The organism is Dactylosporangium sp. NPDC000555, from assembly GCF_040300025.1.
Taxonomy (GTDB): Bacteria; Actinomycetota; Actinomycetes; order Mycobacteriales; family Micromonosporaceae; genus Dactylosporangium.
This window is the reverse complement of the sequence record NZ_JBEPDB010000002.1, coordinates 19,663-34,540: the sequence shown is the minus strand read 5'-3', so window position 1 is coordinate 34,540 and position 14,878 is coordinate 19,663. Positions and strand designations below refer to the sequence as shown.

At 72.3% G+C, this 14,878-nt stretch carries 14 protein-coding genes; 9 read left to right on the top strand and 5 right to left on the bottom strand.

The features are described 5' to 3' along the window. Positions 1-96: 96 nt before the first annotated feature. Together ABT297_RS02230 and ABT297_RS02225 are read left to right on the top strand one after the other, a co-directional pair. On the top strand, positions 97-1,077 hold the full coding sequence (locus ABT297_RS02230; RefSeq protein ID WP_350543656.1) for a pirin family protein: 981 nt from the start codon (positions 97-99) through the stop codon (positions 1,075-1,077). After that, on the top strand, positions 1,078-1,362 hold the full coding sequence (locus ABT297_RS02225) for a GNAT family N-acetyltransferase (protein ID WP_350543654.1): 285 nt from the start codon (positions 1,078-1,080) through the stop codon (positions 1,360-1,362). Here ABT297_RS02225 and ABT297_RS02220 read toward each other — a convergent pair. After that, entirely contained in the window at positions 1,337-2,203 is an 867-nt protein-coding gene (locus ABT297_RS02220) for an SCO6745 family protein (protein WP_350543652.1), read from the bottom strand. The two genes, ABT297_RS02225 and ABT297_RS02220, sit on opposite strands and share 26 nt — an antisense overlap. A 191-nt stretch (positions 2,204-2,394) precedes the next feature. Between ABT297_RS02220 and ABT297_RS02215 the strand changes: the two genes are divergently transcribed. From ABT297_RS02215 to ABT297_RS02205, 3 genes are all read left to right on the top strand, one after another. Next, a complete protein-coding gene (locus tag ABT297_RS02215; RefSeq protein ID WP_350543650.1) occupies positions 2,395-2,967 on the top strand; it encodes a TetR/AcrR family transcriptional regulator in 573 nt (190 codons plus the stop codon). Between the two features lie 102 nt (positions 2,968-3,069). Then, the gene (locus ABT297_RS02210) at positions 3,070-4,614 is read left to right on the top strand and encodes an MFS transporter (protein ID WP_350543648.1); all 1,545 of its coding nucleotides are present in this window, start codon (positions 3,070-3,072) and stop codon (positions 4,612-4,614) included. A 206-nt stretch (positions 4,615-4,820) separates the two neighbouring features. Further along, positions 4,821-6,110: a methyl-accepting chemotaxis protein gene (locus ABT297_RS02205; RefSeq protein WP_350543646.1), complete on the top strand. Its 1,290-nt coding sequence runs from the start codon at positions 4,821-4,823 to the stop codon at positions 6,108-6,110. Between the two features lie 47 nt (positions 6,111-6,157). On the opposite strand, the gene ABT297_RS02200 is transcribed toward ABT297_RS02205, so the two are convergent. Further along, positions 6,158-7,111, bottom strand: coding sequence for an NADP-dependent oxidoreductase (locus ABT297_RS02200; RefSeq protein ID WP_350543644.1), 954 nt, complete (start codon positions 7,109-7,111; stop codon positions 6,158-6,160). Between the two features lie 71 nt (positions 7,112-7,182). On the opposite strand from ABT297_RS02200, the gene ABT297_RS02195 reads away from it, so the two are divergent. Beyond that, positions 7,183-8,181, top strand: a complete 999-nt coding sequence (locus ABT297_RS02195; RefSeq protein ID WP_350543642.1) for a GlxA family transcriptional regulator — start codon at positions 7,183-7,185, stop codon at positions 8,179-8,181. A gap of 7 nt (positions 8,182-8,188) precedes the next feature. Here the strand turns inward: ABT297_RS02195 and ABT297_RS02190 are convergent, their stop codons facing one another. Both ABT297_RS02190 and ABT297_RS02185 read right to left on the bottom strand, forming a co-directional pair. Next, complete coding sequence (locus ABT297_RS02190; RefSeq protein WP_350543640.1) at positions 8,189-9,196, bottom strand: YihY/virulence factor BrkB family protein; 1,008 nt, start codon at positions 9,194-9,196, stop codon at positions 8,189-8,191. Positions 9,197-9,256: 60 nt separating this feature from the next. Then, positions 9,257-9,652: a response regulator gene (locus ABT297_RS02185; protein ID WP_350543638.1), complete on the bottom strand. Its 396-nt coding sequence runs from the start codon at positions 9,650-9,652 to the stop codon at positions 9,257-9,259. Between the two features lie 205 nt (positions 9,653-9,857). Here ABT297_RS02185 and ABT297_RS02180 point away from each other — a divergent pair, with 205 nt between their 5' ends. The 3 genes from ABT297_RS02180 to ABT297_RS02170 all read left to right on the top strand — a co-directional run bounded on the left by ABT297_RS02180 (position 9,858) and on the right by ABT297_RS02170 (position 14,263). Beyond that, on the top strand, positions 9,858-10,826 hold the full coding sequence (locus ABT297_RS02180; RefSeq protein ID WP_350543636.1) for an aldo/keto reductase: 969 nt from the start codon (positions 9,858-9,860) through the stop codon (positions 10,824-10,826). 228 nt (positions 10,827-11,054) lie between these two features. Continuing rightward, positions 11,055-12,905: an anthranilate synthase family protein gene (locus ABT297_RS02175; protein ID WP_350543634.1), complete on the top strand. Its 1,851-nt coding sequence runs from the start codon at positions 11,055-11,057 to the stop codon at positions 12,903-12,905. Between the two features lie 122 nt (positions 12,906-13,027). After that, entirely contained in the window at positions 13,028-14,263 is a 1,236-nt protein-coding gene (locus ABT297_RS02170; protein WP_350543632.1) for an MFS transporter, read from the top strand. A 168-nt stretch (positions 14,264-14,431) separates the two neighbouring features. Here the strand turns inward: ABT297_RS02170 and ABT297_RS02165 are convergent, their stop codons facing one another. Further along, complete coding sequence (locus ABT297_RS02165; protein WP_350543630.1) at positions 14,432-14,824, bottom strand: roadblock/LC7 domain-containing protein; 393 nt, start codon at positions 14,822-14,824, stop codon at positions 14,432-14,434. Between the last annotated feature and the right edge of the window lie 54 nt (positions 14,825-14,878).

Here is a 14,878-nt window from a genome sequence, read left to right as displayed (position 1 = left end):
GGCGGTGGAGATTGTTGACTTGCGGAATACTTGCTTGGCAAGTACTGTTGCTGCAGGCGACAAGTTCAGCCGGCAAACGCACCACTGGAGGCTCCAATGCCCGCGATCACCGTCGAAAACGTTCTCGCGCTCCCGCGCGTGTCCACGCCCGACCCCGTCGCGGCGCGGCCGCGGCCGGTGGTCTCCGTGACCACGGCGCCGAAGGGCTATGAGGGCGAGGGCTTCCCGGTCCGGCGCGCCTTCGCCGGCGTGGACCTGCGCACGCTCGACCCGTTCATCCACATGGACCAGATGGGCGAGGTGGACTACGGGCCGGGCGAGCCCAAGGGCACCCCGTGGCACCCGCACCGCGGCTTCGAGACCGTCACCTACATCATCGACGGCGAGTTCGTCCACCAGGACTCCAACGGCGGCGGTGGCGTCATCACCAACGGCGACACTCAATGGATGACTGCAGGAAGCGGTCTGCTGCACATCGAGACGCCGCCGGAGCACCTGGTGGTCAGCGGCGGGCTGTTCCACGGCATCCAGCTGTGGGTGAACCTGCCGCGGGCCGACAAGTTCGCCCAGCCGCGCTACCAGGACATCCGCGGCCGGCAGGTGTCGCTGCTGACCTCGCCCGACGGGGGCGCCCTGCTGCGGGTCATCGCGGGCGAGCTCGACGGGCACGCCGGCCCCGGCATCACCTACACGCCGATCACCCTCGTGCACGCCACCATCTCCCCCGGCGCCTCGCTGACGCTGCCGTGGCGCAAGGACTTCAACGCGCTGGCGTACGTGCTGGCCGGCAACGGCACCGTCGGGGCGAAGGGGCGTCCGCTGGACAGCGGGCAGCTGGCCGTGTTCGGGGACGGGGACAGCATCACGGTGAGCGCCGACGCGAAGCAGGACCCGCAGCACCCGGCGATGGACGTCCTGTTCCTGGGCGGACAGCCGATCCGGGAGCCCGTCGTGGCGTATGGTCCGTTCGTCATGAACACCAAGGCCGAGGTCGTGCAGGCGTTCGAGGACTACCAGGCCGGTCGGCTCGGCAGCATCCCCGCGGCGCATGCGGACGTTCGGGGAGAGGCGTCCTGAGTGGACTTCGAGGTCGTTGACAACGCGGAGCAGCACCGGTTCGAGATCCAGGTCGACGGCGAGTCGGCGGGGGCGGCGTATTACCGCCTGCACCCCGCCGACGCCGGCGAGCCGGAGCGGCTCGTCTTCACGCACACCGAGGTCGAGCCGCGGTTCGAGGGCAAGGGCGTGGGCAGCCGGCTGGCCGGTGGCGCGCTGACGCTGGCCAAGGACCGGGGGCTGCAGATCGTCGCGCAGTGCCCGTTCATCGCCGCCTATCTCAAGAAGCATCCCGAGCTGGCGTAGGAAGACCGATCCAGGTCGGGTAGTAGGTCAGCACCTCGAAGGCCCGGGCCGCGATCGGGCGGAGCAGCTTGGCGCACCGCTCGGTCGCGTCGGGTCCGAGGGCCTGCCACGGGCGAGCGGCCAGCTGATCGGTGATTTCCTCGATCATGCGGTATGCGGCGATCGCCTTCTCCGTCGCCCCGCCCTCGCCGTCGAGGTAGCCCCGCTGGCGCAGCCGCTGGCGGGCGTCCTCCCACTCCTCGTCGCTCCAGCCGCGGCCCGCCTGCCCCATGTCGCGCCCGCGCCCGTTGTTCACCGCGATCCGCCAGACCATCGACTCGCAGCCCTCGATGCCCTCGACCAGCAGCGCCGCGACGTGCCCGTCGCCGCGGTGCTCGCGCAGCACGGTGGAGGCCTGCCACAGCACGTCGAACGGGTCCTCCGGCCACGGGAGCGCGGCGTTGGCGGCGCCGAGCACCCGGCCGTAGCACTCGGCCTCCTGAGCGGCCTGCCTGAGCAGGGCGGCGGCCTCCTCGACGCCCTCCAAGCCCTCGGCGGCGTCTTCCAGCACCCGGCGCGCGCCCGAGCGGCGGGCCTCCAGCGCCGCCTGCGGGGTGATGCGGGTCCAGATGTCGGGCAGGGCCTGGGTGACCATGCTGGGGGCGAAGCCGTAGAACGCGGCGATGACCGGCGCGGGGCCGACGGCGCCGAGCGGAGCGCTGCGGCCGGCGAAGTACGCGCGCCAGAACCCGCGCAGGCCCGCCTCCTCGAACGCCTGCCGCGTCTGCGGGGCGAAGTAGGTGATGGCGTGCACGGGCTCGTAGAGCGACCACATGTACCGCTCGGTCGACAGCTCAGTCATGGACCTGACGATAGGACGGAGCGGACCCGGGTAGTACCGCCGAAACCTGCCCCGTGCAGTGCAACTTCTTACATCACTCGGTGTGGCGCCCCTCACAGAGCGGGAATACGGAACCGTTTCGTTTCACATCCCGGACTGAGCTAGTTTCGAGACGGAACGGTTCCGTACACCTGCCGCGGAAGGAGGTCACCATGGCGACGCCGACCAAACCGGACCGTCGCGAGGCGATCTGCGAAGCGGTCTTCGAGCTGCTCAGCGAGGTGGGCTACGACCGGATGTCGATGGACGCCGTTGCGGCGCGGGCCCGCGCCAGCAAGGCGACCATCTACCGGGGCTGGCCCAACAAGCCCGAGCTGGTGATGGAGGCGATCGAGCACCGCTACGGCGGGCGCGCCGAACCGCCCGACACCGGCTCGCTGCGTGGCGACCTGAACGCCCAGCTGACCACCGTGTGCGAGGTGGCCGCCGGGGCGGACGGGGCGATCATCACGGGGCTTCTGACGGCGGCCACGCACAACGCGGAGCTGTCCGAGGTCATGTACCGCTGCGTCTACGAGACCAAGCACGACATGTACGAGTCGATGATCAAGCGTGCGGTCGAGCGCGGCGAGCTGCCCGAGGGCGCCAGCGCCGAGCTGCTGCACGAGGTGCTGCACGCCATGGTAATGAGCCGGCGGCTGTGGCGGACCGGCCCGTTCGACGACGCCTTCGTCGCGCGACTGGTCGACGGCGTCCTGCTGCCGATCCTGCGGCAGGGCTGCTGACGCCGCGCCTGGCGCCCGGCGGCACCCGAACGAATCAGAAAAGTGTCGTACCCCGTCCGTAGTGTGCGGACGGAAAGTTCCCCATGCCCTGGAGGCTGGCACATGGCGAACGACGCGGTCGTCGCGCCCGACATATCGGTTACATCATCTCCTGACGTTCCTCCTGATCCCCGGCGCTGGCTCGCCCTCGCCGTCATCGCCGTCGCGCAGCTCATGGTGGTGCTCGACGGCACGATCGTGAACATCGCGCTGCCCTCGGCCCAGAAGGCGCTGGACATCTCCACCGCCGACCGGCAGTGGATCGTCACCGCCTACACGCTCACCTTCGGCGGCCTGCTGCTGCTCGGCGGGCGCATCGCCGACTACTTCGGCCGCAAGCGCACCTTCCTCATCGGCCTGCTGGGCTTCGCCGGCGCGTCGGCGCTGGGCGGCGCCGCGGTCAACGCCGGCACCCTGTTCGCCGCCCGCGGCCTGCAGGGCATCTTCGCCGCCCTGCTCGCCCCGGCCGCCCTCTCCCTGATCACGGTGACGTTCACCGAGGCCAGGGAGCGCGCGAAGGCGTTCGGCGTGTTCGGCGGCATCTCCGGCGGCGGCGCGGCCATCGGCCTGCTGGCCGGCGGCGTGCTGACCGAATACGCGGACTGGCGCTGGTGCCTGCTGGTGAACATCCCCATCGCGGTCCTCGCGTTCGCCGCAGCCGTCCCGCTGGTGCGCGAGAGCAAGGCGCAGGGCGACACCCGCTACGACATCCCGGGTGCGGTGCTGGCGACCGCGGGCCAGGTGGCCCTGGTCTACGGCTTCACCAAGGCGGCCACCGACGGCTGGAGCTCGGCCGTCACCATCACCTGGCTGGCCTCGGCGGTCGTGCTCCTGGGCGCGTTCGGGGTCTGGGAGTCGCGCACCGCCCACCCGCTGCTGCCGCTGCGCGTGCTGTTCGACCGCAACCGCGGCGCGTCCTACCTGGTCTCGATCCTGCTCGGCGCGGGCATGCTCGGCATGTTCCTGTTCATGACGTTCTACCTGCAGCAGACGCTCGGCTGGTCGGCGATGAGGAGCGGCGTGGCCTACCTGCCGTTCTCGGGCGGCATCATCGCGGCCGCGGTCATCGCCTCCCGGCTGCTGCCGCGCACCGGCCCGAAGCTGCTGATGTCGGTCGGCGGCGTCCTGGCCACCGCGTCGATGATCTACCTGACCCGGCTCGACCTCGACTCGTCGTACGCGACGGACATCCTGCCGTCGTTCATCGCGATGAGCCTCGGCATGGGCCTGGTCTTCGTCCCGATGAGCAGCCTGGCGCTGTCCGGCGTGGCCAACCACGACGCCGGCGTGGCCAGCGCCATGGTCAACGCGACCCAGCAGGTCGGCGGCTCGCTGGGCACGGCCCTGCTCAATACCATCTTCACCACGGCGGTCGCCGGCTACGTGACCGGCCACGCGGTCGAGGCCGCCTCGCGCGGTCCGGCGGCCGGCCAGCTCATGCAGGCGCACGCGGCGATCCACGGGTACAACGTGGCCTTCACGGCGAGCGCCGTCCTGCTGGCCGTGGCGACGATCCTGATCATCGCGCTGGTCCGCAACACCACGACCGACCGCACCACGTCGTCGGCCACGGCACCGGCCGAGGCCGCCCCGGTGCACTTCGGCTGAGGAGGCCGCCACAGGCGAACACAGAGGGCCGCCCGGGCACCCGCCCGGCGGCCCTCTGCCGCCATCGCAACGGCCCGGCGATCGCAGCGGTGGCTGGGCGCGCGGTTCGCCGGACAAGGGCGCACCGCTCGCGGCCGACGCTACAGATCGGCCCTTCGCTGCCGATTGGAACGATCAGTTCCGACCGGTACGTAGGGAGCTCGAACATGCCCGGAGCGCTCTCCTGGCTCATGCCGAAGGTCACGCTCAGCGACGCCGCGTTCCGCTCGCGGCACCGGGCGCTGACCGCCGTGCTGTGGCTGCACATCCCGGCACTCGTGGTGATCAGCCTGGTCAACGGCCACGCCGTGGTCGGGCAGCACGCGCACGGCGCGGCGTGGCTGATCTGGTCGTTCAACGCCGGCGTGCTGCTCAGCGCGATCGCCGCGGGGATCGCACAGACCCGCCGCGGCGGCTCGATCGCTGTCTCGGTCGGCTTGTTGCTGGCCGCGATGGCGCTCGTGCACGCCGGCAACGGCATCACCGACCTGCATTTCCACTTCTTCGTGGTGATCGGGCTGGTCAGCCTGTATCAGGACTGGATCCCGTTCGCGCTGGGCGTGCTGCTGGTTGGCGTACACCACCTGGTGACCGGGCTGAGCATGCCGGAGACGGTGTTCTCCAGCCCGCAGGCGCGCGACCACCCCGTCTGGTTCGTGCTGATGCACGCCGGGTTCGTGCTGGCGATGTGCCTGACGCAGCTGACGTACTGGCGCTTCGCCGCGCATGCCGAGGCGGAGGCAGAGGCTGAGCGCGAGCGGCTGGCCGCGGAGAACGAGGACAAGCTGCGGGCCGCCGCCGAATCCGCCACCCGGCGCGAGGAGAAGGCCGCCGGCAACGCCGCCGAGCAGGTCGCCCGCAGCGAGCAGCTGGGCCGCCGGCTGGAGACGGTGCTCGCCGACGTGGCCGAGACCGGAGTGCGGCTGGGCGCCGAGGCCGGCTCGGCGATGGAGTCGTTCCAGTCAGCGCTGGCCGGGATGAACACCACCGTGCAGGGTGCGGTACGCGACGTCGAGGCGGCGCTGAGCGACTCCAACCACGCCCGCGCGGTCATCGGCGAACTGGAGTCCGCGATCTCCGACATCGCCACCGTCGCCGGGCTGATCCAGGCCGTCGCCGACCAGACGAAGCTGCTCGCGCTCAACGCCACCATCGAGGCCGCCCGCGCGGGTGAGGCCGGCAAGGGCTTCGGCGTCGTCGCGAACGAGGTCAAGGAGCTGGCCGCGCAGACCGCCGCGGCCACCGGCCGGATCGAGACGACGGTCGGGCAGGTGACCGCGGGCGCGGCCGCGGCGGCCGGTGCGGTCGGCGGCGTGGCGGACCGGCTCGGGGCCGTGGCCACCGCGCAGCGCGAGGTGGCCGCCTCCCTGAACGAGCAGACCAGCCTGGCCGCCACCACCCGCAGCTCGGTCGCCGCGGCCGTGGACAAGGTCAGCGCCACCGCGCAGCGGTCCTGACCGCTCGACGCGCCGGCCCGCACGTCCCATGCCCCCGGCAGGGAACGTCAGCCCTGGCCGCCGGAGGCGTCGGCCCGCACGGCGAGCACGATCTTGCCGGTGGTGGTGCGCCGCTCGCCGAGCTCGTGCGCCTTCGCCGCGTCCTCCAGCGGCAGTACCGTGTCCAGCGTCGCGCGCAGCAGGCCGCGCTCGACCAGGTCCGCGACGGCGCGCATGCCGGCCTGGTCGGCCTCGACGACCATGAACACCGCCCGCTTGCCCTGCGCCCGCGCCACCGGCGTCAGCGCGGCCTCGGCCGGCGACGCGAGCGACACGACGATGCCGCCGGGGCGCAGGGTGCGCAGCGAGCGCGGGCCGTACTCCCCGCCGATGGGGTCCAGCACAACGTCGACGTCCGACACGACCTCGGCGAAGTCCTCGGCGGTGCGGTCCACGACCCGGTCGGCGCCCAGCGCGCGGACGAACCCGTGCTTGGCGGCGCGCGCCGTGCCGACGACCTCCGCGCCGAGGGCCTTCGCGATCTGTACCGCGACGTGCCCGACGCCGCCGGCCGCCGCGTGCACGAGGACCCGCTGCCCGGCCTGGAGCCGGGCCACGTCGACGAGCGCCTGCCACGCCGTCAGCGACACCAGCGGCAGCGCGGCCGCCTCGGCGTGGGAGATCCCGGCCGGCTTGCGGACGAGGTGGCGGGCCGGCGCGACGAGGTACTCCGCGTACGCCCCGGCCGGCTCCGGCTGCCGCGGCATGCCGAACACCTCGTCGCCGGGCTCGAACAGCGTGACGCCGGGCCCGACCGCCTCGACCACACCGGACACGTCCCAGCCCAGCGGCACGATGCGGCCCCGCAGACCGCCGTTGGACCGGTGCCAGAAGTCGGTCGGGTTCACGCCGGCCGCGTGGACGCGCACGAGCACCTGCGCGAACCCGGGCTCGGGCCGGTCGATCTCGGTCAGCCGCAGCACCTCGGGGCCGCCGAACACATCCTGGGTGATGGCTCTCATGCGCTCGATCCTGCTGTGCGGCCATCGGCGATACGAGTGGCTGGATCGACAACATGTGGAAGGATCTGGCCATGACAGCGCCCCGGCACCGCGTGGTCGTCCTGGCGCTCGACGGGGTGCACCCCTTCGAGCTGAGCATCCCCATGCGCATCTTCGGCACCGCGGAGGGCCCGGATGGTGAGCCGCTGTACGAGGTGCTGACCTGCAGCCTCGACGGCGGCCCGGTGACCACCGAGGCCGACTTCGCCGTGGCCGTCGCGCACGGCCCGGAGCTGCTGGCCACCGCCGGCACGGTGGTGATCCCGCCGTTCGGGCCCTGCGCGGACGAATCCGACCCCAGGTGGCTTCCCGAGCGCCTCGCCGCGGCGCTGCGCACCGTGCGGCCCGGCACGCGGATCGTGTCGCTGTGCACGGCGGCGTTCACGCTGGCCGCCGCCGGCCTGCTCGACGGCCGCCCGGCGACCACGCACTGGAACCGCTCCGAGCAGTTCCGCCGCGCGTTCCCGGCGGTCGAGCTGCGTCCGGACGTGCTGTTCGTGGACGACGGCGACGTGCTGACCGCGGCCGGCGTCGCCGCGGGCGTGGACCTTTGCCTGCACCTGGTGCGCCGCGACCACGGCAGCGAGGTCGCCAACCGGGTGGCCCGGCTGTGCATCGTCCCGCCGTGGCGCGACGGCGGTCAGGCACAGTACGTCGAGCGCCCGGTCCCGCCGCCGGTCGGGGCGAACACCGCCGCGGTGCGGGCCTGGGCGCTGGAGCGGCTGCACGAGCCGCTGTCGCTGGCCGCGCTGGCCGCGCGGGGGCGGATGAGCGTGCGCACGTTCCGCCGCCGCTTCCGCGACGAGACGGGCATGACGCCGCTGCAGTGGCTGACCCACCAGCGGGTCGAGCACGCGCGCCGCCTGCTGGAGACGACCGACCTGCCGGTGGACCGCGTGGCGACGGCGGCGGGCTTCGGCACCGGCGCGTCGCTGCGCCAGCACCTGTCGGCGGCGCTCGGCGTCTCCCCGAACGCGTACCGCAACACGTTCCGCCCGGACTCGTCCGCGTCAGCCGGCGCCGGCCGGTAAGAGGTTCTCAGGTCAGCCCGATGTCGTGGTCGTCCTTCACGTGGCTGTCGTCGCGCAGCGGGACGTACGGCTCGTCATCCGGGTGCTGGCCGGCCTCGATCGCGCGACCGCGCTCCAGTTCGGCGTCGAACTCCGCGCCGAGCAGGACCGCGATGTTGGAGATCCACAGCCAGACGAGGAAGGCGATGATGCCGCCCAGCGTGCCGTACGTCTTGTTGTAGGAACTGAAGTTCGACACGTAGATCGCGAAGCCCGCCGATGCGACCAGCCAGATGAACACCGCCAACGCGCCGCCGGGGGTGATCCAGCGGAAGCCGTGCTGGCGGGCGTTCGGCGACGCCCAGTACAGGATGGCCAGGATCAGCATCGCGACGAGCAGCAGCACCGGCCACTTGACGATGTCGAAGATCGCCACCGCCTGTTTCGACAGGCCGATCCAGCCGCCCGCCTGCTGCGCGAGCCGCCCCGTGAAGACGATGCTGAGCGCGGCGATGGCGATGAGGGTGCCGACCGCGATCGTGATGCCGACGCGGATCGGCAGCACCTTCCAGATCGGGCGGCCCTCCGGCACGTCGTAGATGGCGTTCGAGGCGCGCATGAACGCCCCGACGTACCCCGACGCCGTCCACACCGCGCCGAGCAGGCCGACGACGGCGAGCAGACCCGCCACGTGCGAGCCTCTCCTGAGCTCGTCGATGGCGCCGGTGACCGGACCCGCGATCGAGGCGGGGAGCAACTCCCGGGTGTCCTTGAGTACCGCGTCCTGCGTGGTGTCCGTGAGCAGCAGCCCGGAGACCGCCAGCAGCACCAGGATGCCGGGGAAGAGGGACAGCACCCCGTAGTACGTCAGCGCGGCGGCCCAGTCGGCGAGGTTGTCGTTGTTGAACTCCTTGACCGTCCGCTTGAGCACGCCGGTCCAGGACCGCTTGCTCAGGTCGGTCGGGCTGTCGGGACCGCCGTCGACCGGGTCGCCGGGCGACGAGGCCGAGGAGTCCGGGGGGTGTGCTGAAGTCATCGCGCCACCTCGCGTCCGCCGGGTTCCTGTACGCAACGTATGCCCCCGCAGCGCTTCCCGTTAACGTTCCGGCGCGACCCTTCCGGCCCTGATCAGCGCCGTCTGCACGGTATCGACCAGTTCGGTGGCCCGGAACGGCTTAGCGATGACGGAGGCCTCCGGCCCGAGCTCGATGACGGCGGAATCGAAGTACGGCAGCCCGGACATGTACATGATCATCGCGTCGGGGCTGCTGGCGCGCACCGCCTCGGCGACCTGCACGCCGGAGCCGTCGTTGAGCTTCAGGTCGGTGATCGCCAGGTCGATGCCGCCGGGATGCTCCGCACAGCACCGCTCCGCCCCCGCGAGCCCGGACGCGGTCAGCACCTCGGCTCCGGCACGGCTGAGTACCCTGCGCACGATCTCGCACAGATCCGGCTCGTCGTCGACGACCAGGATGCGCAGGTGCTCGAGCATGCCCCCACGATATGCCGCATATGGGGCGTTAGCGTGTCGTTCCATGAACGGCGAAGGGCGCTCGCTCGGGGACCTCGTGCGGGCTCGCCGGCTGCTGGGGATGATGTGTAGGAAACGGCTGCCATGACAGCCATTTCCTACACATCATCCGCTGCTTGCCCGCCGGCTTGACTTCGAGCGCGCTCAAGGGGGGAACCTGGAGGCCATGCGAACGAGAAACCTCGGTGCACTGACCACGTCCGCACTCGGCCTCGGCTGCATGGGGATGAGCGAGTTCTACGGCCCCGGCGACGACGCCGAGTCCATCGCCACCATCCACCGCGCCGTCGACCTGGGGCTGACCCTGCTGGACACCGCCGACATGTACGGCCCCTTCACCAACGAGCGGCTCGTCGGCCGCGCGATCGCCGGGCGGCGCGACGAGGTGGTGCTCGCCACGAAGTTCGGCATCCAGCGCGAGGGCGGCACCCGGCGGATCAACGGCAGCCCGCAGTACGTCCGGCAGGCCGTCGACGCGTCGCTGGAGCGGCTCGGCGTCGAGCACATCGACCTGTACTACCAGCACCGCGTCGACCCGTCGGTGCCGATCGAGGAGACCTGGGGCGCACTGTCCGAGGTCGTCGCCGCAGGCAAGGTGCGCCACCTCGGCATCTCCGAGGCGGCCCCGGCGACCGTGCGCCGCGCGCACGCCGTGCACCCGGTGACCGCCGGGCAGTACGAGTACTCGCTGTGGACCCGCGACCCCGAGGACGAGATCCTCCCGCTGTTCCGTGAGCTCGGCATCGGCCTGGTCGCCTACAGCCCGCTCGGCCGCGGCTTCCTCAGCGGCGAGATCACCAGCCCCGACCAGTTCGCGCCCGGCGACTTCCGGGCCGGCAACCCGCGCTTCCAGGGCGAGAACTTCCGCAAGAACCTGGACCTCGTCGCCGAGGTCCGCAAGCTGGCCGAGGCCAAGGGGGTCACCCCGGCGCAGCTCGCGCTCGCCTGGGTGCTCGCCCAGGGCGACGACGTGGTGCCGATCCCGGGCACCAAGCGGCGCGGGTACCTCGAGCAGAACGTCGCCGCGCTGGACGTCGAGCTCACCGCCGAAGACCTCGCCACGATCGAGAAGCTCTCCATCGGCCGCGACGTCGCCGGCGATCGCTACGCCGAGATGGGCTCCTTGAACAGGTAAGCGCGAATCCCCGCCGGTGTCTTGGCGCCGGCGGGGATCCCACGTACGCTCTGCTGCGTGTCCACGCGATTGAGCACGCTGATGAACAGCATGTGGTGGCCCGCCTGACGAGGCGGCCCACTTCCGCGTGACACCACACCGCGGCCGCCCCACGAGGCGGCCGTTCTGCTTCCCGGGCACGACCGGGGCCGCCTCGCGAGCGCGGCACCCGAACCCGAAGGGGAAGCCATGCTGATCGACCCGAAAGCCCCGTTCGCCCTGCTGCGCCGCGAGAGCCGCGACGCCGTCGAGGTGTTCACCGGCCCGGTGTCCACGGTGGACACCCTGGCCGCCGTCCCGGACGACTGCCTCGCGCTCGTGCCGTTCCGCCAGGTCCGCGAGCGCGGCTTCGACTGCGTCGACGACGGCACGCCGCTGTCCGTGCTGCGCATCGAGCGACGCCGCGAGCTGGCCGTCGACGACGTCCTCGCCGCGCTGCCCGAGGCACCGATCGCGCTGTCCGGCGCCGGCTTCGACGTGGACGACGAGGAGTACGCGTCCATCGTGGACACCGTGCTGCGCGAGGAGATCGGGCGCGGCGAGGGCTCGAACTTCGTGATCCATCGCGTGTTCGAGGCCGACCTCGGCGGCGACCCGGTCGCGGCCGCGCTCACCGTGTTCCGCCGGCTGCTCACCCGGGAGCGCGGCGCGTACTGGACGTTCGTCGTGCACACCGGCGAGCGCACCCTCGTCGGGGCCACGCCCGAGCGCCACGTCAGCGTCGACGACGGGCTCGTGATGATGAACCCGATCAGCGGCACGCTGCGCGGCGCGCCGACGAAGGCGGGCGTGCTCGAGTTCCTCGCCGACCGCAAGGAGATCGACGAACTGTCGATGGTGCTCGACGAGGAGCTCAAGATGATGGCCACCGTCGCCGACCTCGGCGGCCAGGTCATCGGCCCGTACCTCAAGGAGATGACGCACCTCGTGCACACCGAGTACCTGCTGGCCGGGCACGGCTCGCGGGACGTGCGCGACGTGCTGCGCGAGACCATGTTCGCGCCGACCGTGGTCGGCAGCCCGATCGAGAACGCCTGCCGGGTCGTCGCCCGGCACGAGCGGCGCGGCCGCGGCTACTACGGCGCGGTCCTCGCCCTCGTCGGCCGCGACGCACAGGGCCGCCAGACGCTGGACGCGCCGATCCTCATCCGCACCGCCGACATCGACCGTGACGGCCGGCTGCGGGTGCCGGTGGGCGCCACGCTGGTGCGCCACTCCACGCCCGCCGGCGAGGTGCTCGAGACCCACACGAAGGCGGCCGCGGTACTGCGGGCGCTCGGTCTCGGCCCGCAGCCCTCCCCGACGGGGTCCGCCGCGTCGGCCGCGCCCGACGTGCGGCTCGCCGCCGACCCCGAGGTGCGGGCCGCGCTCGTCGCGCGCAACGCCACGCTGGCGCCGTTCTGGCTGCAGCCGCGCGACGGGCTGATCGCCGAACCGGCGCTCGCCGGCCGGCGCGCGCTCGTGGTGGACGCCGAGGACACGTTCACCGGCATGCTCGTCCATCAGCTGCGGGCGCTGGGGCTGTCGACCACGCTCGTGCGGTACGACGGCGACGTCGAGACCGACGGGTTCGATCTGGTGGTGCCGGGGCCCGGCCCAGGCGACCCGCGGCGGCTGGACGACCCGAAGATCGCTCGCATGCGCGGCATCGTCGCGGGGCTGCTGGACTCGGGCGTGCCGATGCTCGCCATCTGCCTGAGCCACCAGCTGCTCGCCGGGCTGCTGGGCCTGCCGCTGCGGCGCAAGGCGTCGCCGTACCAGGGCATGCAGCGCGACGTCGACCTCTTCGACCGCCCGGCGAAGGTCGGTTTCTACTCGACGTTCACGGCCACGCACGACGGCACGGCGCTCGACACGCCGCACGGCCCGGTGGAGCTCGCCCGGGATCCGGCCAACGGCGACGTCCACGCGCTGCGCGGGCGGACCTTCGCCGGCCTGCAGTTCCACCCCGAGTCCGTGCTCAGCCAGGACGGCATCGGCGTGCTGCGCGACCTGCTGGCCGTGCTGCTCGACGCCCCGGTGGGCAGCGCCTCGGAATGATCACCGCGCGCTCGCCGGGCCAGGCCGGGCCCGGCGGGCGCCGTACAGTCCTCTTGCGTTCCGCCGCGCGCTCGACAATGCTTCCGAAAGAATTTCACTTCTCTTCATCGAGGAGCCGGCCAATGGATCAGCGTGACCGCCGGGCACGTGTCGCCGTCGCCGGCGCCTATTTCGTCCAGGGCTTCTGCTTCGCGGGCCTCCTCACGCAGGTCGCCGCCCTGCAACGGAAGTTCGGCTTCGACGACACCCAGCTTTCCCTGGTCCTGCTGGCCGTGCCCGTCGTCGCCGGCGTCGGCAGCGTGGTGGCGGGCCTGCTCAGCGCCCGGTTCGGCAGCTCACCGGTGCTCCGCGCGGGCGGCCCGGGCGTGTGCCTGGCGATCGCCCTCGCCGGCTTCGCCGCGCAGCGGTGGCAGCTGTACGTCGCGCTGGCCCTCGTCGGCCTCATGCTCGGCCTCGTCGACGCGACCATGAACATGCAGGGCGTCGGCGTCGAGCGCCGCTACCGCCGCCCGGTGCTCAACTCCTTCCATGCCGCGTGGAGCGCGGGCGCGATCCTCGGCGCCCTGGCGACCTCCGGCACCGCTCACCTCGGCTGGTCGATCGGCGCGTCGCTGGGTGCGGTCGCCGCCGCGGGCGTCGCGCTGGCCCTGCTCGCGGGCCCCGGCCAGCTGCGCCGCGCCGAGGAGGCCCTCCAGATGCCGGCCGCCACCCAGGCCGCCGTCGAGACCCGGATCCCGTGGCGGCCGATCGTCCTGATCGGCGTCGCGATGATGCTCATGTTCATCGCCGACTCGGCCGTGTCGAACTGGAGCTCCGTCTTCATCGAGAAGGCCCTGCACGCGAGCACGAGCGTGGCCGCGCTGGGCCTGGCCGCATATCAGACCACCATGCTCCTGGGCCGTACCGCCGGCGATCGCCTGGTGAGCCGCTTCAGCCCCACCGCCGTTGTCTCGGTCGGCGGCGTGGTCGGCGGCCTGGGCCTGGTCCTGGTGGCCGCCTCCGGCACCCCGGCGCTGAGCATCGCCGGCTTCGCCGTCGTGGGCCTGGGCCTGTCGCTGGTCGTGCCGCAGTCGTTCTCGGCCGCCGGCCGCCTGGACCCGGCCGGCACGGGCATCGCGATCGCCCGCGTCAACCTCTTCAACTACGTGGGCTTCGTGGTGGGCGCCGGCATGATCGGCGCGGTGGCGGAGAGCCTGTCGCTGCGCTGGGCGTTCGTCATCCCGGCGGTGCTGGTCGCCGGCATCGTGGCGCTCGCGCCGGCCTTCCGCACCCATGCCCCCGAGTCACCCACCCGGTCTCCCTCCCCCGCATCGCCGCCCTCGCCGCCCTCGTCGGCGGAGGCCGCCCCGGCCGGCTGACACCGGCGATCGCGGGTCGACCAAAGTCCAATTGTTCGAACTTTTTGGATTTATACCCCGACAGGCGTGGACCGGGCGGGTCAGAGCCGCAGTGGAAGCACGCCCAGCGCGCCGCGACCGGGCGGGATTCGAGGTGCCGCGAACGCCGGCGCGACCGCGTGGACGGGGTCAGCGCGTGGCCGGGGTCAGCGCGGCGCCCACCTGGTCGACCAGGGCGGACATCTCGAACGCCACCTGGCCCACGTCGCAGCCGGGCTGCACGATCGCGGCCAGGCTCGCCAGCGTGTCACCCTCGCCGAGCGCCATCACGAACAGCAGGCTGCGGCCCATCTCCACAATGGTGCGCAGCACCGGGCCGGCCTCGGTGCACGCCGACACGCCCTGCGCAAGCGACACCACGCCGGCCACCATCGCGGCGAGCTGGTCGGCCCGCTCCGGGGGCAGCTCGTTCGACGAGGCCACGAGCAGGCCGTCGCCCGAGACGGCGACCGTGTGCCGCACGCCGACGACCCGTTGCGTGAAGCCGCTCAGCAGCCAGTCCAGCCCCGTGGTCGATGTCATCAGATTCCTTTCGTGGATACCCCGGCCTTCAGGTCGGGGAGGAAACGGAACCCC

What these genes read in the sequence shown, in the direction of transcription:
- ABT297_RS02230 (WP_350543656.1), top strand. Translation starts at nt 97, where the DNA reads ATGCCCGCGATCACCGTCGAAAACGTTCTCGCGCTCCCGCGCGTGTCC.
- ABT297_RS02220 (WP_350543652.1), bottom strand. Translation starts at nt 2,203, where the DNA reads ATGACTGAGCTGTCGACCGAGCGGTACATGTGGTCGCTCTACGAGCCC.
- ABT297_RS02215 (WP_350543650.1), top strand. Translation starts at nt 2,395, where the DNA reads ATGGCGACGCCGACCAAACCGGACCGTCGCGAGGCGATCTGCGAAGCG.
- ABT297_RS02210 (WP_350543648.1), top strand. Translation starts at nt 3,070, where the DNA reads ATGGCGAACGACGCGGTCGTCGCGCCCGACATATCGGTTACATCATCT.
- ABT297_RS02205 (WP_350543646.1), top strand. Translation starts at nt 4,821, where the DNA reads ATGCCCGGAGCGCTCTCCTGGCTCATGCCGAAGGTCACGCTCAGCGAC.
- ABT297_RS02200 (WP_350543644.1), bottom strand. Translation starts at nt 7,111, where the DNA reads ATGAGAGCCATCACCCAGGATGTGTTCGGCGGCCCCGAGGTGCTGCGG.
- ABT297_RS02195 (WP_350543642.1), top strand. Translation starts at nt 7,183, where the DNA reads ATGACAGCGCCCCGGCACCGCGTGGTCGTCCTGGCGCTCGACGGGGTG.
- ABT297_RS02190 (WP_350543640.1), bottom strand. Translation starts at nt 9,196, where the DNA reads ATGACTTCAGCACACCCCCCGGACTCCTCGGCCTCGTCGCCCGGCGAC.
- ABT297_RS02185 (WP_350543638.1), bottom strand. Translation starts at nt 9,652, where the DNA reads ATGCTCGAGCACCTGCGCATCCTGGTCGTCGACGACGAGCCGGATCTG.
- ABT297_RS02180 (WP_350543636.1), top strand. Translation starts at nt 9,858, where the DNA reads ATGCGAACGAGAAACCTCGGTGCACTGACCACGTCCGCACTCGGCCTC.
- ABT297_RS02175 (WP_350543634.1), top strand. Translation starts at nt 11,055, where the DNA reads ATGCTGATCGACCCGAAAGCCCCGTTCGCCCTGCTGCGCCGCGAGAGC.
- ABT297_RS02170 (WP_350543632.1), top strand. Translation starts at nt 13,028, where the DNA reads ATGGATCAGCGTGACCGCCGGGCACGTGTCGCCGTCGCCGGCGCCTAT.
- ABT297_RS02165 (WP_350543630.1), bottom strand. Translation starts at nt 14,824, where the DNA reads ATGACATCGACCACGGGGCTGGACTGGCTGCTGAGCGGCTTCACGCAA.